Raw genomic sequence first — 15345 nt, forward strand, 5'->3', positions numbered from 1 at the left:
CCGCTAGGGCGTCTTTGCGGTTCGTTTAAAAAAATATGTTCGCAAATCAAATAGGATTGCTATAGTAGAAACGCGATTAATCGCGTCTCTACTAGAGGTTAGCAATGCAATTATGCCCCTCGATTCTGATTCTTAACAGCTTCAGCTAGAACCTCTAAAGCTTTCGCTTTTTGAGGGTCGCTTCCCTGAGCATATTCTAACTGGAACGGCACTTCGATATCTGGTTTCACGCCCTTGCCTTCTAAGCGTTCTCCATTCACATAAATATCAACGACCGCCAGATAAAGAAGATTACCATCTTTGAGCAAGAAAGGACGAGCCGCAACAACTGCTCCTGCTGTTTGACTACCAACGACTTTTCCAATTCCATACTGCTCAAAACCATAAGCTAAAATTTCTTTTCCGCTTCTGGTTCCCTTATTCACCAGCATCACAACGGGTTTTCTCCACTGGTAATCCAAGGTAGTTTTTATTCCATCTCTGGGAATTTGGGTTAATACTGGAACTTTTTCGGAAAAAATACTTAGATAATTCGGAGTAGCTCCACCCCAGCCGTCTCTTAGGTCTAAAATTAACCCATCCGCATCTTTAAGCCGTCCATAAGCAATTTCTTCTTCCAGTAAGTCCTGATATTTATCGCCCGCATACGACCAAATATGAACATAACCGAGTTTTCTTCCATTGCTTTCGATTATTTCAATACTCGACCGCATTGCGTCTAAGAAAACTGTAGTAGGTTTTATTATTTTTGGAACTACAGTTACATTCTTATTGCTATTTGAATCTGGAGTTCGTTGAATTGATATACTGACTTGTTTCCCTGCCTTATTAACAAAAGATTCGATTGGCTGATACGGATTGCCATCAACTGCTAATATTTGGTCGCCTACTTTGAGTCCCGCTTGAGCAGCAGAACTGTTATCAAGAATAGCAGTGATAAAGGTCTTCCCATCGATCTCTTTAGTGAAAGCTCCAATTCCGGTGTACTCTAAGCCTTTGGGAAATAACTTTTGTATTTTTTCTAAGAAATGACCTTGATTAAATATACCCAAAAGTTGGTAGTAAGCGGGTTGTGACTTCGGATAAAAGCCTATATGAGAAGTATGCAACTCAGCTAGCATTTGATTGATGACAACGGATGCTTCATCAATAGATTTTGCCTGCTTGACTGAAGGTTTATACTTCTCTCGCATGGCTTTCCAGTCAACTCCATTGAATTTTGGGTCAAAAAAGTTGTCATTGACTGTTTGCCAAACTTCTTCAAATACAGCTAATATCGGTGACTCTTGAAGTTTTGAACTAACGGGTATGAGGAAAAAAGATAAGGTAAGAATAACTAAAACGCTAATGCTTAAATTAGCCAAAAAACGGTTAAGTTTTTTAAGTTTTATCATTGTTTTAATATTTAAAGTTAACTTCAGCCAGTATAGCTTATCAGCCACTTAAATCAGGGTGGAAACCATCCCATTTTTACAAATATATGCTGGCGGTTAGAAACCGCACCTACACAGACAAAACCCGCCTACGCGGGTTTCAAACTCATCACTAGATGTTCTAGAGTAGGCGCTGCTAATCAATGGTTTTACAGATAGGTTTGTTTAGGTACAGTTACCTAAATTACGAGATGCGAATGAAGCGATCGCTTATCCTACCTCCCCATACCGAACTCTATTATAATTGCGCGATACTAATGTGCCGAGGCTGAGCTTTAACTCGTTCCAGCCAAGCTTGGATTGCTGGAAATCTTGTTAAATCAAATCCCCCTTCATCCGCCACATGAGTGTAAGCAAACAACCCAATATCAGCAATCGTATAGCGTTCTCCTACAAAAAAATTACAATTTGTTAAATGTTTTTCCATAACCGTTAGCCCTGCATAGCCGGGTTCGCGCTTTTGATTCAGTGCCTCCTTATATTCCTCCGCCTTGCCAAGGATAGAAATCCAAAATCGGGAAGTAGCAATATAAGGCTCATGGCTATACTGCTCGAAAAACAACCATTGCAACACTTTTGCCCTTTCAAAATTATCCGTTGGCAAAAAATCAGTTTCTTCGCTCAGATAAAAAAGAATTGCGTTGGATTCTGCCAGGAATTGACCTGATTCTGTTTCCAAGACAGGAATCCGACCATTGGGATTTTTGCTTGAAAATTCTGGAGTCCGAGTTTCGCCTTTGAGAATATTCAGTTCTATGCTCTCAAAGGGAATTTGCAGTTGTGTCAGTAAAAGACGAATTTTGTAACAATTACCAGAAGAGAAAAATTGATACAATTTGAGCATATTTATACCTAAACTACTTCAATAGTAGATTTCAGGACGCGATCGCAAGTGCGCGAGCGTTAGCAATAAGTATTGTCACAGGCGAAGCTTGCCCGAAGCATAAGCTAGCACATATCGCTTTTATCAGTAAAACCGAGAGCCAGTCCTCCACACCCAGCAAATAAATCGATAACTAAGGGTTCAGTTGCTGACTGTTGAGGGAGTCGAAGCTCTTTTTCGATAAAATCAAGGCAAGAAAGACGGTTGCTGAAGATTTTCGTCTTCATCAAATCAAGATTAGGGTGAGGAAACACTTAGGGAATAAATCGGGTACGCGGAGATGCGTCTAGGCGCAGGGTGGCGATCGCACCCTTCACATCAAAAGCGATCGCACTCTTTATTACCAAGTGCGATCGCTTCTTATCTTCCGAACACCTATCTGGTGAGATTTTTCCTCGCCCGTTCAGAACGCGACTCAGCTGATTCCATTACCTCAGCCATATTTTCCAGCACTTCTCCTGGATGATTTTCTAAGACTCTGGTAGACAAAGAAACCCGACCTTTACTTTCATCGATATCAACAATCAGTGCTTTGATTACTTGACCCACCTGAAACAATGATGCGAGAGATTCGATGTAAGTTTGGCTTACTTGCTTAATATGCAGTAAACCAGTGATCCCATCCAAATCAACAAACACACCGAAGGGCTTCACCCCAGTAATTTTCCCTTCGACTAACTGCCCGACTTCTATTTGAGTGATGGCAACAGAACGAGTCGCTTGCCGTTGAGAAAGCACCAGTTTGTTAGTGTCAGCAGAAACTTCCAAAAAACTAGCAGTTAGCTTTTCACCAACCAGGGACTCCAGGTTATCGCGTTCCACCAAGTGCGATCGCGGAATAAACCCCCGCAACCCTTGCACTTCTACCGTAACGCCCCCCTTATTGATGCCAGTGACACGGGCTTGCACTGTTTGATTCGCTTCCTGCATATCAGCCAGGTTATCCCATGCCTGCTTGATCTCCATCTGCCGCACTGAAAGCGTCACCTGACCATCTGCATCTTGCTCTCGGATAATCAGGAAATCCCGTTCTTCCTGCAACGGCAGCACAATGGATAAATCTGTTACCCGTCTCAACGACGCCTCATCAACAGGTAAAAAAGCCAAAGACTTGCCGCCAATGTCTACATAGGCACCATCACTTTCGTGGGTTTCCACTTTACCGCGCACGACTTGCCCCTTGTGAAATTGGTAGTCGTGTTGTTCGAGAGCTTTGGCAAAATCGTCCATAGAAAATGACGATTTTGCATCTTGAGAAGAGGTCGATTTGGAATTCATGACAACTTAGTTGATTGAAAAAAAGTAATTCCCAACTCGCTGATTGCTAGTGTGGGAAAAAATTATGCCGCTTGAAGTTCTTGTTCAAACAGCTGTTTTACCTGCTTCCAGGCATCGGCGGCTGTGGTGTCATTGTAACTGGCGCGATGGTCACAGAAAAACCCGTGGTCAGCTCCATCGTAGCGGAAGACACGATGGGGAATGTGGTGTTTCTCTAGCTCCGCTTCAATTTGATCTACCTGTTCGGCGGGTATACTGGCGTCCTCCATGCCGAAAAAGGCGTAAAGCGTGCCTTTGATGTCTTTTGTGCGTGCGATCGTTGGTTCGCCGCCGCCAGGAGTGTTAGTAGCAACGCCAGCACCGTAGAATGACGCTGTGGCTTTAATATTGGGTAAAGTCGCGGCGAGGTAAGCAACGTGACCTCCAAAGCAGAAGCCGATGCAGCCAAAGACAGGTTTGACTTCGGGCAGGGTTTTGAGGTAATTAATTGCCGCCTGGATATCGCCCAGTAATTCTGAAGCTTGAGTTTGCTCTTTGTACTGTCTGCCAATTTGAATGTCTTCCGGAGTGTAGCCGGTTTCAAAACCCGGTGCTTGGCGTTGAAAGATAGCAGGCGCGATCGCTACATAGCCTTCTTTGGCAATTCGTTCTGTTACCTCCCGGATGTGAGCATTCACTCCAAAAATTTCCTGCAACACCACAATGCCTGGAAAAGGCCCCTCCCCTTCCGGCATTGCCAGGTAAGCCGCAATTTCTAGATCGCCATTGGTAATTTTGAGGTGTTTTGTCCGAATCTTGCTCTCTGTCATGATAATTCTTCTGTATCCTCTGCCGTTTTTTTAGCAGATAGTGCTACTATTTTGTCTACCAGCAAATTACCCTATTTTTTACAAGAATAAAGTATTTAAAAGTTCATGATAGTGCTGCACAAATTATCGCATTTTTTTATAAAGAAAATTTATATAAATCAAACCATAACTTTTTTGTTTAAAATATTCCAATTTTTAAATAATTTGTAATGCTAGCTAGTTTTATTGTGTAGTTTTGTACGGTTATTGAAGAGTTGCTGACTGCCGAGAAAAGGGATTTTTGGTTAAATGAGTCAAGAACGATAGCTGTTTTTTGTAATCATTAAAAACTCAAAAATTATCAAGGACTAAGGGAAGGAGTTCGACCTTGACAGACTGGAGAGAAAAAGAAAAACCGACCGGATTATTCACTCGGCAACTTACCTTCATCGCTATCGTTACCTTAACAGCGCTTATCGTCAATAAAATCATTGAGCCGTCACCTCAAACTTCCCCTCAGCATCAGTTTGCGATAGAGGTTCGTCAGGATAAGCCGGAAGCTCAACAACTCCCCAGTGTCAAACCCGAAAATTCGCCACCGGGGGAAATAATACCGCCAGCGAGTAGCGCGATCGCTGACACGGCAGAGGCTTCTCCATCGCCAAGTGTATGGGCGATCGCACCATCTATCCCAGTTCAGCAGACACTCCCCATTGTCGAACCGGAAAATTTACCGAGTGAAACAACACCTTGGGCGATCGCGCTCTCTCCCTCAGCTGAAAAAACTTTCCCAGTGCCTACCGAGTATCAGGGAAAAACCATTTATCAGATAAAGCCGAAGAATCAGAAAAAAGTCATCGCCCTCACTTTTGATGATGGCCCTTGGGGAAAAACGACATTGCAAGTGCTGGACATCCTCAAGAAAAACGACATCAAAGCCACATTTTTTTGGGTAGGAGAGCAACTGCAAAGTTATCCAGCCGTAGCGCGACGAGTGGTTGCTGAAGGTCACGCCATTGGCAACCACACCTGGCATCACTCCTATCGTCAGATGGACGAGGCTACGGCGGCAAAGGAAATAGACGATACAGCCGCACTCATCTACAAAACAACCGGAGTCACAACCGCTTACTTCCGCCCTCCCGGCGGCAACTTACAAAACGGATTAGCAGCTTACGCCCAAAAGAACAACTACGCCGTGATGATGTGGTCGATTAACTCAGCGGACAGTCACCGCCACCGCCTCGCCGCGCCCAAATTGGTCAAAAACATTCTCAAGAGTGCCTTCCCCGGCTCTATTGTGCTGATGCATGATGGTGGCGGCAACCATTCGACAACGGTTCAAGCTTTACCCCAGATCGTTGAAAAACTTAAAAAGCAGGGATATCAGTTTGTCACCTTGCCGGAACTCCTAAAGAGGCAAGAGACAACAGACGCTACTGATTCCGTCTCTAGTGGGGAAGCAGAAACACAGATTCCCCTTGGATTGGAGGAAATTCCGCATTCACCCGGAGAACAACCCGAAAATTATTTCCCTGGCTGAGAGCGTTTTAGACTTTTTTTGGAATTTAGATGCTGGATTGTAGAAGACTTGCAGCAAGTAGCGCTAACAGCGTATATGCTGATGCGATCGCGTCCCTACTAGATAGCGCAATTGAGGAAAAGGCAGAATCTTGAAAAACCAGGGCGATAACTCAGCTTCTGTAGCGCATTATGCTATTAAAGAATTGCCCTTCTCACGGCTTCATGAGACTCAGAGTCCTTGGAGGCTCGCAAATGGTTCAGTTTCATATTCAACCAGACAGTGAAATTCCAGCGTCAAAACAGCTATTTGACCAAATGCAGTTTGCGATCGCCTCGCGACAGTTTCCCCCAGGTCATCGATTGCCCAGCACTCGGCAGCTAGCAATGCAGACAGGTCTGCACCGGAATACCATTAGCAAGGTGTACCGGCAGCTAGAAGACACTGGATTAGTAGAATCCCAAGCCGGATCGGGAATTTATGTCAAAGCCCAAGGAAACGAGGGCGGCACTGGACATAGCGGCCCCATACACGAACAATATCCCCATGCCTACAAGCTGGTGCAGCACAGCCTGGATGAACTGCTCAACCAAGGTTGCACCCTCAACCAAGCCAGAGAACTATTTCTAGCAGAAGTTGACTGGCGCTTACGCTGTAGTGCGCGGGTGCTGGTCACGGTTCCGTCACGAGACATCGGTGCTGGGGAATTGATGGTTCAGGAACTGGAAAAATCTTTAGGCATACCCGTACAGTTGGTGCCGATGGAGGAACTCAGTAAAATACTCGATCAAACCCACTCCGGCACCGTAGTGACTAGCCGCTATTTTATTGGGGATGCGGAAGCGATCGCTGCCCCACGAGCGGTGCGCGTCATCCCCGTCGATATTTACGACTACGCTCAAGAACTCCAGCTGGTTCAACGCCTGCCTAAAGACAGCTGTATGGGTTTAGTGAGTCTCAGCTCAGGCATTCTCGGAGTTGCAGAAATTCTTATCCACAGCCTGCGCGGGGATGATTTGCTGGTGATGACAGCCCAGGTAAAAGACACCTACAAACTCAACGCGATCGTTCGCAGTGCCCAAACGATTGTTAGCGATCGCGCCAGTTTTGCCACCGTCAAAGCGGCAGTCGCCGCCGCCCGTGAAGACATTATTCGTCCTCCAGAGCTATTATGTAGCGAAAATTATATTGGCACCAAGTCAATTAACTTGCTCAAGCGCGAACTCGGTTTAGGTTAACAATTTTGGATTTTAGATTTCAATGATTAGATTTCAATAATTAGACACTCTAGCTCATTCCATTTAGCAGCATAAAGTGCCGATTCAGGTGGGCAATCCCACCTGCACCCTTCAGTTCAGTCTGAACTTTTAGACGCGCCAGATGCTGTAGGGTCTTCATCAGAGATTCAAGTTTTTCACTCAGAAACCCCTTCTAAAATTGGCAATTCCCTGTTGAAACATCGGCAAGAAGCAATCGGAGCAAAGATGACGATTTAGATGAAACCTTCGATGGGTTTAAAAGATGCCATTGAGAAACACCGTGCTGCTAAAGCTTTCCAACCCGATCCCATTCCAGACTTTCGTTTGGAAGAAATCTTTACTTTAGGGATACACGCGCCATCCGGTTAAAATTTACAGTCTTGGCTTGTAAAATCACTCCACACGTATATGTTTGCTGTCTGCTACTCTTAGGCGATGCCGCCGATGAACCAATCAAACATAATAAGGGGCGCTTTGGTATAGATCGGGTTTACTATAGCGACAGTTATGGTGATTTCCGTCTATAGACTTATGCAGAAGTTTTCAAAAAGCCCCTCCGGGTGATTGGCATAACCTGCAATTAAGGGTATATTTACACCTCAAGAACAGCCGGCTCCTTTTGCTTAGCGATCGCGTCCGGACCGCTAGCTGCAACTGGCAACTGTTGCGATAGTAATCGGGAACAATTTTGCTCTAACGCCTTCTTAATTTTTTTTAAATCAAAGGCGTTTTCCCCAAACCGTTGCCAAAACTGGCAATTCTTAAGCCAGAATCTGTAAAGATATCCTGACAGCTAAAACAAACTTTTGTGCGGAACTCTAACTCCTGATGCTATGACTGCTGTGCCCCTTCCTCGCCAGCCATCTCCCTTACCTGACGGCGGTACCACCGCCGAAACGACGCCTGTTTTCGCGCTCAAAGAACTGGTGGCGCGTTTGCATCGAGAACAGCGCAAGATTCAAGACTTGCTCTCGTCGTTAGGGTTTGCCCTGCGTAGCTTCAATAACTTGAATCAGTTTTTGGAGTTGATTCCGCTGATGGCAACGCGGGTCACAGATGCCGATGGCGGCATTCTCATCCGGTTTTTGCCGAATGGTCAGGTGCGGCTAGAACGCCTGCACTGTCAGGAAGGTCAGTCTTGTCAGGATATTCGCAAGGCGCTTAACGCCGCAACCCGTCAGGCGAGTAATCCCTCGACAACGGCAGAGGGGGTCGCCACACCGCCATCATTGGATGCTCAGCTGACTCGGTTTTTAGGGCCAGACATTCAGGTATTTGGCACTCCGATTTTAGTGAAAAATACAGAGCGAGGGCGTCTTTATGTGTTCAGCCGCGATCCCAAATATATTTGGACAGACACCCGGCAGAAGTTGGTGCGCTTAGTTGCCGATCAAACAGCAGTTGCGATCGCAAACGATGAACTTACCGTCGAACTACGCCAAAAAGAACGCCTAGATAAAGAATTAGAAATTGGTGCCGATATCCAGCTGCGCCTACTACCGCGACAATGTCCGAATATTTATGGAGTCGAACTAGCGGCAAAGTGCCAAACGGCTAGTCGCGTTGGCGGAGATTACTATGATTTTATTCCCGCCAATTATGACCAGCTGCGCCCCCAAACAGACAGTGATTCGGAAGTGGAAACTGCCCGAAGAGGATCGGTTCCGTGGAGCCTGGTAATCGGGGATGTCATGGGCAAAGGCGTCCCAGCGGGTCTAATCATGACGATGACGCGGGGGATGCTGCGAGCCGAAGTGCTAAACAGGCACTCACCGGCGAAGATCCTGCAACATTTAAACCGGGTAATGTATGCCGATTTGGAAAACTCCCATCGGTTTGTCACCCTGTTTTATTCCGAATACGATCCGCAAACCCGGATTCTGTCTTACAGTAATGCCGCCCACCATCCTCCCTTGTTATGGCAGGCATCAACCCGTTCCATCAAGCGCTTGGATACCTGGGGAATGCTGATTGGTCTGGATGCCGATTCCCAGTATGAAGATGCCCAAGTCCAGCTGTATCCTGGGGACACGATTATTTATTACACCGATGGTTTTACCGATGCGGCAAATCAAAATGGCGATCGCTTTGACGAAGAAAAGCTGAGCCGCACCTTCCAGTGGGCTTGCCAGCATTGCAACGGCACCCAAGCGATTTTAGATTACCTATTTGAGCAGGTACAGCAGTTTATTGGTCCATCCAGCCGGAACGGAGATGATATGACGCTAGTGGTGATGCAGGTCAAAAGTTAATCGGTAATGAGTCATGGGTCATTTCCTATACCCATCACGAATTACCCATCGCTGACTCCCCCACTAGCAAAGACATCAGCTTTGTGTTAATAACAATCTGAACGGATGCGCGAGCAACCTTTGCCAACATCTCTATTTGTTGTGAGGAGATCAGAGTCATGGTGCTTAATGAAATGCACGAAATAATCGGTTGGTTGCCCAACTTGACCCACAGTTACGATACGGTATCGGTATGGTTTTCGCACTCGCCAATCAATTGGCCCGTGTTGGCGCAGCAAATCAGAGACCCAAAAGTCTTAGACCAGATGCAAAATGCCTTTAACTACTTCATTAAATCAGGGCAAGTCTGGGCACTGTTAATTGGGCTGTTTTTTGGCTACCTGATTCGAGGGATTACAGCTTAGTGGATAGCGTTTGAAGGTTTAAAAAGTTAAAGGTCGAAGGTTGAAAGTTGAATGTTTGGATACAACTTGCTCGTCCTGAAATTTGCTAAAGAGTAAGATGCTTGCCTTTGCAAGCTACAACCTTCTCGACGAGCCAACTTTCAACCTGCTCGCCTTTGAATCTGTTAATCCAACGTTACCAAGAAGCTCGTGACTCAACAAAAAACTTGGAGCCAACGGTTTGAATCGGCGTTGCATCCTGCGATCGCTCGCTTCAACGCTAGTATCGGCTTCGACATCGAACTCATCGAATACGACCTCACCGGCTCGATTGCCCATGCCAAAATGCTCGCTCACACCGGCATTATTTCAGAGTCGGAGGCACAACAGCTAGTCGCAGGCTTAGAACAAATCCGCCAAGAATACCGAGAAGGAAACTTCAATCCAGGGATAGATGCAGAAGACGTTCATTTTGCGGTGGAGCGTAGGCTGACAGAAATTACCGGAGATGTCGGCAAAAAACTGCACACGGCGCGATCGCGCAACGATCAAGTAGGCACTGACACCCGCCTCTACTTGCGAGATCAAATTTCGCAAATTCGCAGCCAGTTGCGCGAATTTCAGGGAGTTCTCCTCGACCTTGCCCAAAATCACGTCGAAACCCTAATTCCCGGCTATACGCACCTACAACGCGCCCAACCAGTCTCTTTAGCTCACCACCTCCTCGCCTACTTTCAAATGCTAGAACGGGACTGGGAGCGGCTAGGAGAAGTCTATGGGCGCGTCAATATCTCGCCCTTAGGGAGTGGCGCACTTGCCGGAACCACTTTCCCCATCGATCGACACTACACCGCCAAACTGCTCAACTTTGATGGGGTCTATGCCAACAGTATGGATGGCGTGAGCGATCGCGATTTTGCGATTGAATTTCTCTCTAGCGCCAGCCTGATCATGGTTCACCTCAGCCGTTTATCGGAGGAAGTCATCCTTTGGTCATCTCACGAATTCGGCTTTGTCACCCTCAAAGATAGCTGCGCCACCGGCTCCAGCATCATGCCCCAAAAGAAAAACCCCGACGTGCCTGAACTCGTGCGGGGTAAAACAGGTCGTGTTTTTGGGCATCTGCAAGGAATGCTAGTGCTGATGAAAGGGCTACCTTTGGCTTACAACAAAGACTTACAAGACGACAAAGAAAGCCTATTTGACAGTGTAAAGACCGTTAAAGGCTGCTTAGAAGCAATGACCATTTTGTTTCGCGAGGGGCTAGAATTTCGTACCGCTCGCCTTGCAGAAGCCGTCGCGGAAGATTTCTCCAACGCGACCGATGTTGCTGATTACCTAGCAGCGCGGGGTGTCCCCTTCCGGGAAGCTTACAATCTCGTGGGCAAGGTTGTAAAAACTTCCCTCGCTGCCGGTAAACTTCTCAAGGATTTGAGCTTGGAAGAATGGAAGGAATTGCACCCAGCTTTTGAGCCAGACATCTATGAAGCCATCTCTCCAAGACAAGTAGTTGCCGCTCGTAACAGCTACGGCGGTACCGGATTTGAGCAAGTGAGACAAGCGATTCAAGCTGCCCAGTCTCGGCTGAGTAGTTAGGACTAAGTAATCAGGACTGAGGACTGAGTAATTAGGACTGAGTAATCAAGACTGAGGGCTGAATAGGGGATTTCTCAATTTCGCAAAAGAGTTAGTAGCTGAGGAAAAATATTTTTCTTCCTCAGTCCTCAATCCTCAGTCCTCAGTCCTCAACCCTCAATCCTCAGAACCGAGCAATGGCTAACCCATCGCGCCGCCCATTGCTCCCATTCCTCCTCCCATCTTGTCTTCATCCTCCTCATTGGTTCTCTCTCCTGGCGATCTTTGACGCCGGAATTTAGAGAACCGACCCGTAGTTTGACGTTTACGAAACTTGCGGGCGTATGCTTGATTACGCTGCGCCTTTTCTTTCTTAGGGTTACGGCGCTTCGCCATGTTCACCTCTTTGATATACGACTAAAAAATGGTGCCTTTGGGTTTTCCCCCGCACCTGATGCTTGTTGGTGTTGCCAGTCACGCCCAAGGCTTGGAAAAGCAGGTGCTAGAATCTGCCAATCTGGCAGTCTACCGCGATCGCCCTCTTTTCGAGGGTTCTCCTTCGGTCTGGCTTGGTTGATCTGCATCTGACGCCCCATCCATTTTGCACCATCCAGCACCGAAATAGCTGTCTTTTTTTGCAGAGCTTCCACCCTCTCTACGAAAGCAAAGCCCCGCACTTTGCCTGTCTTCCGGTCGCTTGGTATCGCCACACTTTTGGCTGAACCAGATGCAGAGACTTGTTTAAAGTCTTTTGGAGTAACCTGCGAAGACAGACTTTCGATGTAAATAGTCATCCAACAATATCCATCCGAACAGTTGATTCAGATGAAAGTCGAGAGAGAGAAGAGCGACCTAGAAGCGCAAAATTAAAGCGTCTCTAGCAACTTCTCAGAACCTACTCTTGTCCAAGCGAATCTAGACAGAGAGTGCGTTGCTCTCCCAGAGCATTTTTTTGGCTCTGGAAGCCTCTGCCTTCAAACCTGTGGAAGAAACACCGAAATAGGCTAGCCTAAAAACGGCGGGTCGCAGACTGACGTGACCGAACTTGCATCTGTAACGTATATCATAACAGCCTGTCAGCAGCCTACTAAAAAGCGCTGACTTGCTGCGGTTGAAAACAGCCCCATGTCCCTAAAACTCAGCGATACTGCTTCTTGGCTGGGTAAAATTGTCAGCCGTAACCGCAGCAAAAAGCTAAAAAATTCCGCACCAAGCAGTTGATACGCCTTCAGCGCTGCACATGAATGCGATCGGCTCGGATGGTAACATTGAGAAGATTTATCTTCAGGTGACTGAATCTCAAAAAGCAGAAATTCTCGCTGATTTAAAATTTTAATTTGTAGAGGTGGATGAATAAGCAATTCTGGCATCCCCAGAACTATGCGGATTCAGCCCTTGGGGAAACCCTCCTTTTGCAAAGTTTTAAATTTTATCTGGAATCGGAGAACTTCCTGCTCATAAATTGACTCTAAAAGTAAAAGTTCCTTTCTGCGTTGAAGTAAAGCTTCTTTTGCCTATGCGTCGGTCATGGCGATTTATACAAACAGTGCTAGGGATTATTTTCCGCCATCCCATTATCGGCACAACTATCATCCCGATTTTGCCAGATGGTCGAATTGTGTTCATTCGACGCGGAGACACAGGTGAATGGGGTTTTCCTGGCGGTATTGTTGATTGGGGTGAGGACATTCCGACATCAGCGCGGCGGGAGTTGGCGGAAGAAACTGGACTGGAGTTAGTAAAAATTCGCCGGTTAGTGGGAGTTTATTCTTCGCCAGACCGCGATCCCAGAATTCATTCGATTTGTGTAGCGCTAGAAGCAGAAGTGCAGGGAGAAATGCAGGTTCGGGATACGCTGGAAATTATGGAAGTCAAAGCTTTCTCTGTGACATCCTTGCCTCAAGGGAAACTCTGCCATGACCACGACCAGCAGTTGCAGGACTACTTGAACGGCTTGACAACCCTCGCATAAGCAGGATTTTCGATTTTGGATGAGTCAATCCATCGTCAATCTAGAATCTAAAATCTAAAATCTAAAATCTAGGATGACTCTACCGCTACGCAATTCTCGAATAAAGCTGTCCCAAGGACAAATCTTCTGGCGCGAAGTCGGTCAAGGGCCAGTTTTGGTTTTTTTACACGGATCGGCTCACGATAGTAGTCAATGGCTACCTGTCATCGATTGTTTGAGTCGAGATTACCACTGCTTTGCCCCAGATTTACTCGGCTTTGGTGACTCTGAACGCCCGAATGTTCACTACTCGATTGAGTTAGAGATGGAATGTCTCGCTGAGTTGTTGGAAGCATTAAACCAGCGGGAAGTTTTTTTAATTGGTCACTCGCTGGGAGGGTGGATTGCGGCGAGCTTCGCGCTGAAATATTTGGAACAGGTGCGCGGATTAGTGCTGTTAGCTCCAATTGGGGTGGAAGCGGAGGGATTAAGAACCGAGCGATCGCGCCCCTCTCTATTTACATCTCTATTTAAGCGGCTGTCTAAGGTGGTATCCTCCGGGTGGCAATCGCTCATAGATGCGATCGCTCGTGTCTCCAACAATCGCCTGTTTCCCCGCAAGCAGACTGGGCAAAAGAAGCGGCGACAAGAACAGCCGGTGCAGTTTCCCACTACCGACAAGCTATTATTTCAACGCCGCCGCGCCGAAATTCAAGCAGAATTATTGAAAGAAAGACTGGAGTGGCTGAAAGTCCCCGTTTTGATTTTGCAAGGCGATCGCGACAGTCGTTCTAGAATTGCCGAAAGTCAAGCCTACGCGGACTTAACTCCATCAGCTCAGTTGGAAATTATTAGCTTTGCGGGAAACGATCTACCCGAAGCGTTGCCAGATGTCGTGGCTCAGTATATTCGAGATTTCGTTAGTAAGCATTAGGGGCGCATAGGCTGTGCGCTTGTAGTGGAGTTAATAAAAGAACCTCACCCCCCAACCCCTCTCCGCAAGCGGAGAGGGGAGCCGGAGCCGCAGGTGGAGGCGGGGTAAGGTTTTTCTCAATTGTGGAGAATCAAGCGGATTTGATGTGAATCGCTTTATTAAGGACTAAGAACTAAGGACGACTGACCGCATTCCCATAAATATCAGATTCGGGTCGCTAATTATCTGACTGGCTATTTCAGGAAACTGGATTTGGAGATAAGCAAATAAAGTAGCGCGATCGCCTCCCGTCAAAATCACCCGACTACCTGGAAATTTCTGCCACCAAGCCTGGATAAAGTCTTTGATTCCAGCCAAGACAGTGTAGATAACGCCACTCTGAATCGCCTCCGGTGTGTTTACAGCAAAACGCGGCGGCATTTCCTGGGGCAATTCTATCGGTGGTAACGCAGCAGTTCTTTGGGTTAGAGACTGTAGCTGTAACCTTAACCCAGGCAAAATCGCCCCACCCACTAGCCGATGGTTGACATCTGCACTCGTAAATGTCAAAGCAGTTCCAGCGTCAATCACTAAAGAAGGCAAGCCCCAAACTTCGCCAGCACCCAACACCGCTAAAGCCCGGTCAATACCAAGAGTGGGATAAAGTCCTTCAAGGGGCAATTGGTCTAAAGTCATGACACGGATATCTGGGTAACTTTGCCAAAGTGCTGTTTGCTCTGGAACCACCGAAGCCAGATAAATCGGCAACTTTGATTGCTGATTGTGGATTTTGGATAGTGAATTGGTCGGACTGGGTGGCAAAATTTCCAGTGGAAATTTACCCGCTGCTAAGCGCTGCGCCAGACGATTCACAGTTGCCGCTGGCAGATAGTAGCTATCCCAGGCATCCTGAAGAATTTCTCCCACAAAGTACGCCCAGTGCAGCCGCGAATTCCCGATCGTCAAAGCTAGCCAATTCATCGTTCTCTGAGCCTGGAGCCGTTCGGCACTTTTAAAACTCTTAACTCACTCATAGGTTTTTTAATAAATCTTTACAAGAGACTCGTGGCAGAATGAAAGAAGAAAAAATACCTAATGGGTTGCAACA

General features: G+C 46.8%; 16 protein-coding genes. 8 read left to right on the top strand and 8 right to left on the bottom strand.

Features of this window, described 5'->3' with window-relative positions:
* Window positions 1–110: 110 nt before the first annotated feature.
* The 4 genes from NC997_RS17510 to NC997_RS17525 form a co-directional block, all read right to left on the bottom strand.
* Window positions 111–1442: a S41 family peptidase gene (locus NC997_RS17510; protein WP_347276124.1), complete on the bottom strand. Its 1332-nt coding sequence runs from the start codon at window positions 1440–1442 to the stop codon at window positions 111–113.
* 229 nt (window positions 1443–1671) lie between these two features.
* Window positions 1672–2277: a glutathione S-transferase family protein gene (locus NC997_RS17515; protein ID WP_190528098.1), complete on the bottom strand. Its 606-nt coding sequence runs from the start codon at window positions 2275–2277 to the stop codon at window positions 1672–1674.
* A gap of 414 nt (window positions 2278–2691) precedes the next feature.
* Window positions 2692–3594, bottom strand: a complete 903-nt coding sequence (locus tag NC997_RS17520) for a S1 RNA-binding domain-containing protein (RefSeq protein WP_190528099.1) — start codon at window positions 3592–3594, stop codon at window positions 2692–2694.
* Between the two features lie 62 nt (window positions 3595–3656).
* Window positions 3657–4403, bottom strand: coding sequence for a dienelactone hydrolase family protein (locus NC997_RS17525; RefSeq protein ID WP_190528101.1), 747 nt, complete (start codon window positions 4401–4403; stop codon window positions 3657–3659).
* Window positions 4404–4770: 367 nt separating this feature from the next.
* Here NC997_RS17525 and NC997_RS17530 point away from each other — a divergent pair, with 367 nt between their 5' ends.
* The 6 genes from NC997_RS17530 to argH all read left to right on the top strand — a co-directional run bounded on the left by NC997_RS17530 (window position 4771) and on the right by argH (window position 11394).
* Window positions 4771–5925, top strand: a complete 1155-nt coding sequence (locus NC997_RS17530; RefSeq protein ID WP_199306220.1) for a polysaccharide deacetylase family protein — start codon at window positions 4771–4773, stop codon at window positions 5923–5925.
* Window positions 5926–6158: 233 nt separating this feature from the next.
* Window positions 6159–7142 carry a GntR family transcriptional regulator gene (locus tag NC997_RS17535; protein ID WP_190414628.1) on the top strand — a complete coding sequence of 328 codons (984 nt, stop codon included), beginning with the start codon at window positions 6159–6161 and terminating at the stop codon, window positions 7140–7142.
* Between the two features lie 258 nt (window positions 7143–7400).
* Window positions 7401–7532 carry a hypothetical protein gene (locus NC997_RS17540; protein WP_277877644.1) on the top strand — a complete coding sequence of 44 codons (132 nt, stop codon included), beginning with the start codon at window positions 7401–7403 and terminating at the stop codon, window positions 7530–7532.
* A gap of 464 nt (window positions 7533–7996) precedes the next feature.
* A complete protein-coding gene (locus NC997_RS17545) occupies window positions 7997–9415 on the top strand; it encodes a PP2C family protein-serine/threonine phosphatase (protein ID WP_190426218.1) in 1419 nt (472 codons plus the stop codon).
* A gap of 158 nt (window positions 9416–9573) precedes the next feature.
* Window positions 9574–9819 (top strand): hypothetical protein, encoded by a 246-nt coding sequence (locus NC997_RS17550; RefSeq protein ID WP_199291966.1) that lies wholly within the window; start codon window positions 9574–9576, stop codon window positions 9817–9819.
* Window positions 9820–10008: 189 nt separating this feature from the next.
* A complete protein-coding gene (gene argH, locus NC997_RS17555) occupies window positions 10009–11394 on the top strand; it encodes an argininosuccinate lyase (RefSeq protein WP_190528103.1) in 1386 nt (461 codons plus the stop codon).
* Window positions 11395–11574: 180 nt separating this feature from the next.
* Here argH and NC997_RS17560 read toward each other — a convergent pair whose 3' ends face one another.
* The 3 genes from NC997_RS17560 to NC997_RS17570 form a co-directional block, all read right to left on the bottom strand.
* Window positions 11575–11769 (bottom strand): hypothetical protein, encoded by a 195-nt coding sequence (locus tag NC997_RS17560; protein ID WP_190414631.1) that lies wholly within the window; start codon window positions 11767–11769, stop codon window positions 11575–11577.
* Between the two features lie 2 nt (window positions 11770–11771).
* The gene (locus NC997_RS17565; RefSeq protein WP_190528105.1) at window positions 11772–12167 is read right to left on the bottom strand and encodes an RNA-binding protein; all 396 of its coding nucleotides are present in this window, start codon (window positions 12165–12167) and stop codon (window positions 11772–11774) included.
* Window positions 12168–12449: 282 nt separating this feature from the next.
* Window positions 12450–12743 carry a hypothetical protein gene (locus tag NC997_RS17570; protein ID WP_190528107.1) on the bottom strand — a complete coding sequence of 98 codons (294 nt, stop codon included), beginning with the start codon at window positions 12741–12743 and terminating at the stop codon, window positions 12450–12452.
* A 146-nt stretch (window positions 12744–12889) separates the two neighbouring features.
* On the opposite strand from NC997_RS17570, the gene NC997_RS17575 reads away from it, so the two are divergent.
* Together NC997_RS17575 and NC997_RS17580 are read left to right on the top strand one after the other, a co-directional pair.
* Window positions 12890–13345 carry an NUDIX hydrolase gene (locus NC997_RS17575; RefSeq protein ID WP_190426228.1) on the top strand — a complete coding sequence of 152 codons (456 nt, stop codon included), beginning with the start codon at window positions 12890–12892 and terminating at the stop codon, window positions 13343–13345.
* A gap of 73 nt (window positions 13346–13418) precedes the next feature.
* Window positions 13419–14258 carry an alpha/beta hydrolase gene (locus tag NC997_RS17580; protein ID WP_190528109.1) on the top strand — a complete coding sequence of 280 codons (840 nt, stop codon included), beginning with the start codon at window positions 13419–13421 and terminating at the stop codon, window positions 14256–14258.
* A gap of 165 nt (window positions 14259–14423) precedes the next feature.
* Here NC997_RS17580 and NC997_RS17585 read toward each other — a convergent pair whose 3' ends face one another.
* On the bottom strand, window positions 14424–15218 hold the full coding sequence (locus NC997_RS17585; protein WP_190528111.1) for a pantothenate kinase: 795 nt from the start codon (window positions 15216–15218) through the stop codon (window positions 14424–14426).
* Window positions 15219–15345: the final 127 nt, after the last annotated feature.

This window comes from Trichocoleus sp. DQ-A2 (assembly GCF_039961915.1).
Taxonomy (GTDB): Bacteria; Cyanobacteriota; Cyanobacteriia; order Cyanobacteriales; family FACHB-T130; genus FACHB-T130.

Coding starts and splice junctions, on each gene's coding strand:
- NC997_RS17545 (WP_190426218.1), top strand. CDS start 7,997: ATGACTGCTGTGCCCCTTCCTCGCCAGCCATCTCCCTTACCTGACGGC.
- NC997_RS17570 (WP_190528107.1), bottom strand. CDS start 12,743: ATGCCAGAATTGCTTATTCATCCACCTCTACAAATTAAAATTTTAAAT.
- NC997_RS17575 (WP_190426228.1), top strand. CDS start 12,890: ATGCGTCGGTCATGGCGATTTATACAAACAGTGCTAGGGATTATTTTC.
- NC997_RS17585 (WP_190528111.1), bottom strand. CDS start 15,218: ATGAATTGGCTAGCTTTGACGATCGGGAATTCGCGGCTGCACTGGGCG.
- NC997_RS17540 (WP_277877644.1), top strand. CDS start 7,401: ATGAAACCTTCGATGGGTTTAAAAGATGCCATTGAGAAACACCGTGCT.
- NC997_RS17515 (WP_190528098.1), bottom strand. CDS start 2,277: ATGCTCAAATTGTATCAATTTTTCTCTTCTGGTAATTGTTACAAAATT.
- NC997_RS17560 (WP_190414631.1), bottom strand. CDS start 11,769: ATGGCGAAGCGCCGTAACCCTAAGAAAGAAAAGGCGCAGCGTAATCAA.
- NC997_RS17535 (WP_190414628.1), top strand. CDS start 6,159: ATGGTTCAGTTTCATATTCAACCAGACAGTGAAATTCCAGCGTCAAAA.
- NC997_RS17520 (WP_190528099.1), bottom strand. CDS start 3,594: ATGAATTCCAAATCGACCTCTTCTCAAGATGCAAAATCGTCATTTTCT.
- NC997_RS17525 (WP_190528101.1), bottom strand. CDS start 4,403: ATGACAGAGAGCAAGATTCGGACAAAACACCTCAAAATTACCAATGGC.
- NC997_RS17550 (WP_199291966.1), top strand. CDS start 9,574: ATGGTGCTTAATGAAATGCACGAAATAATCGGTTGGTTGCCCAACTTG.
- NC997_RS17580 (WP_190528109.1), top strand. CDS start 13,419: ATGACTCTACCGCTACGCAATTCTCGAATAAAGCTGTCCCAAGGACAA.
- NC997_RS17565 (WP_190528105.1), bottom strand. CDS start 12,167: ATGACTATTTACATCGAAAGTCTGTCTTCGCAGGTTACTCCAAAAGAC.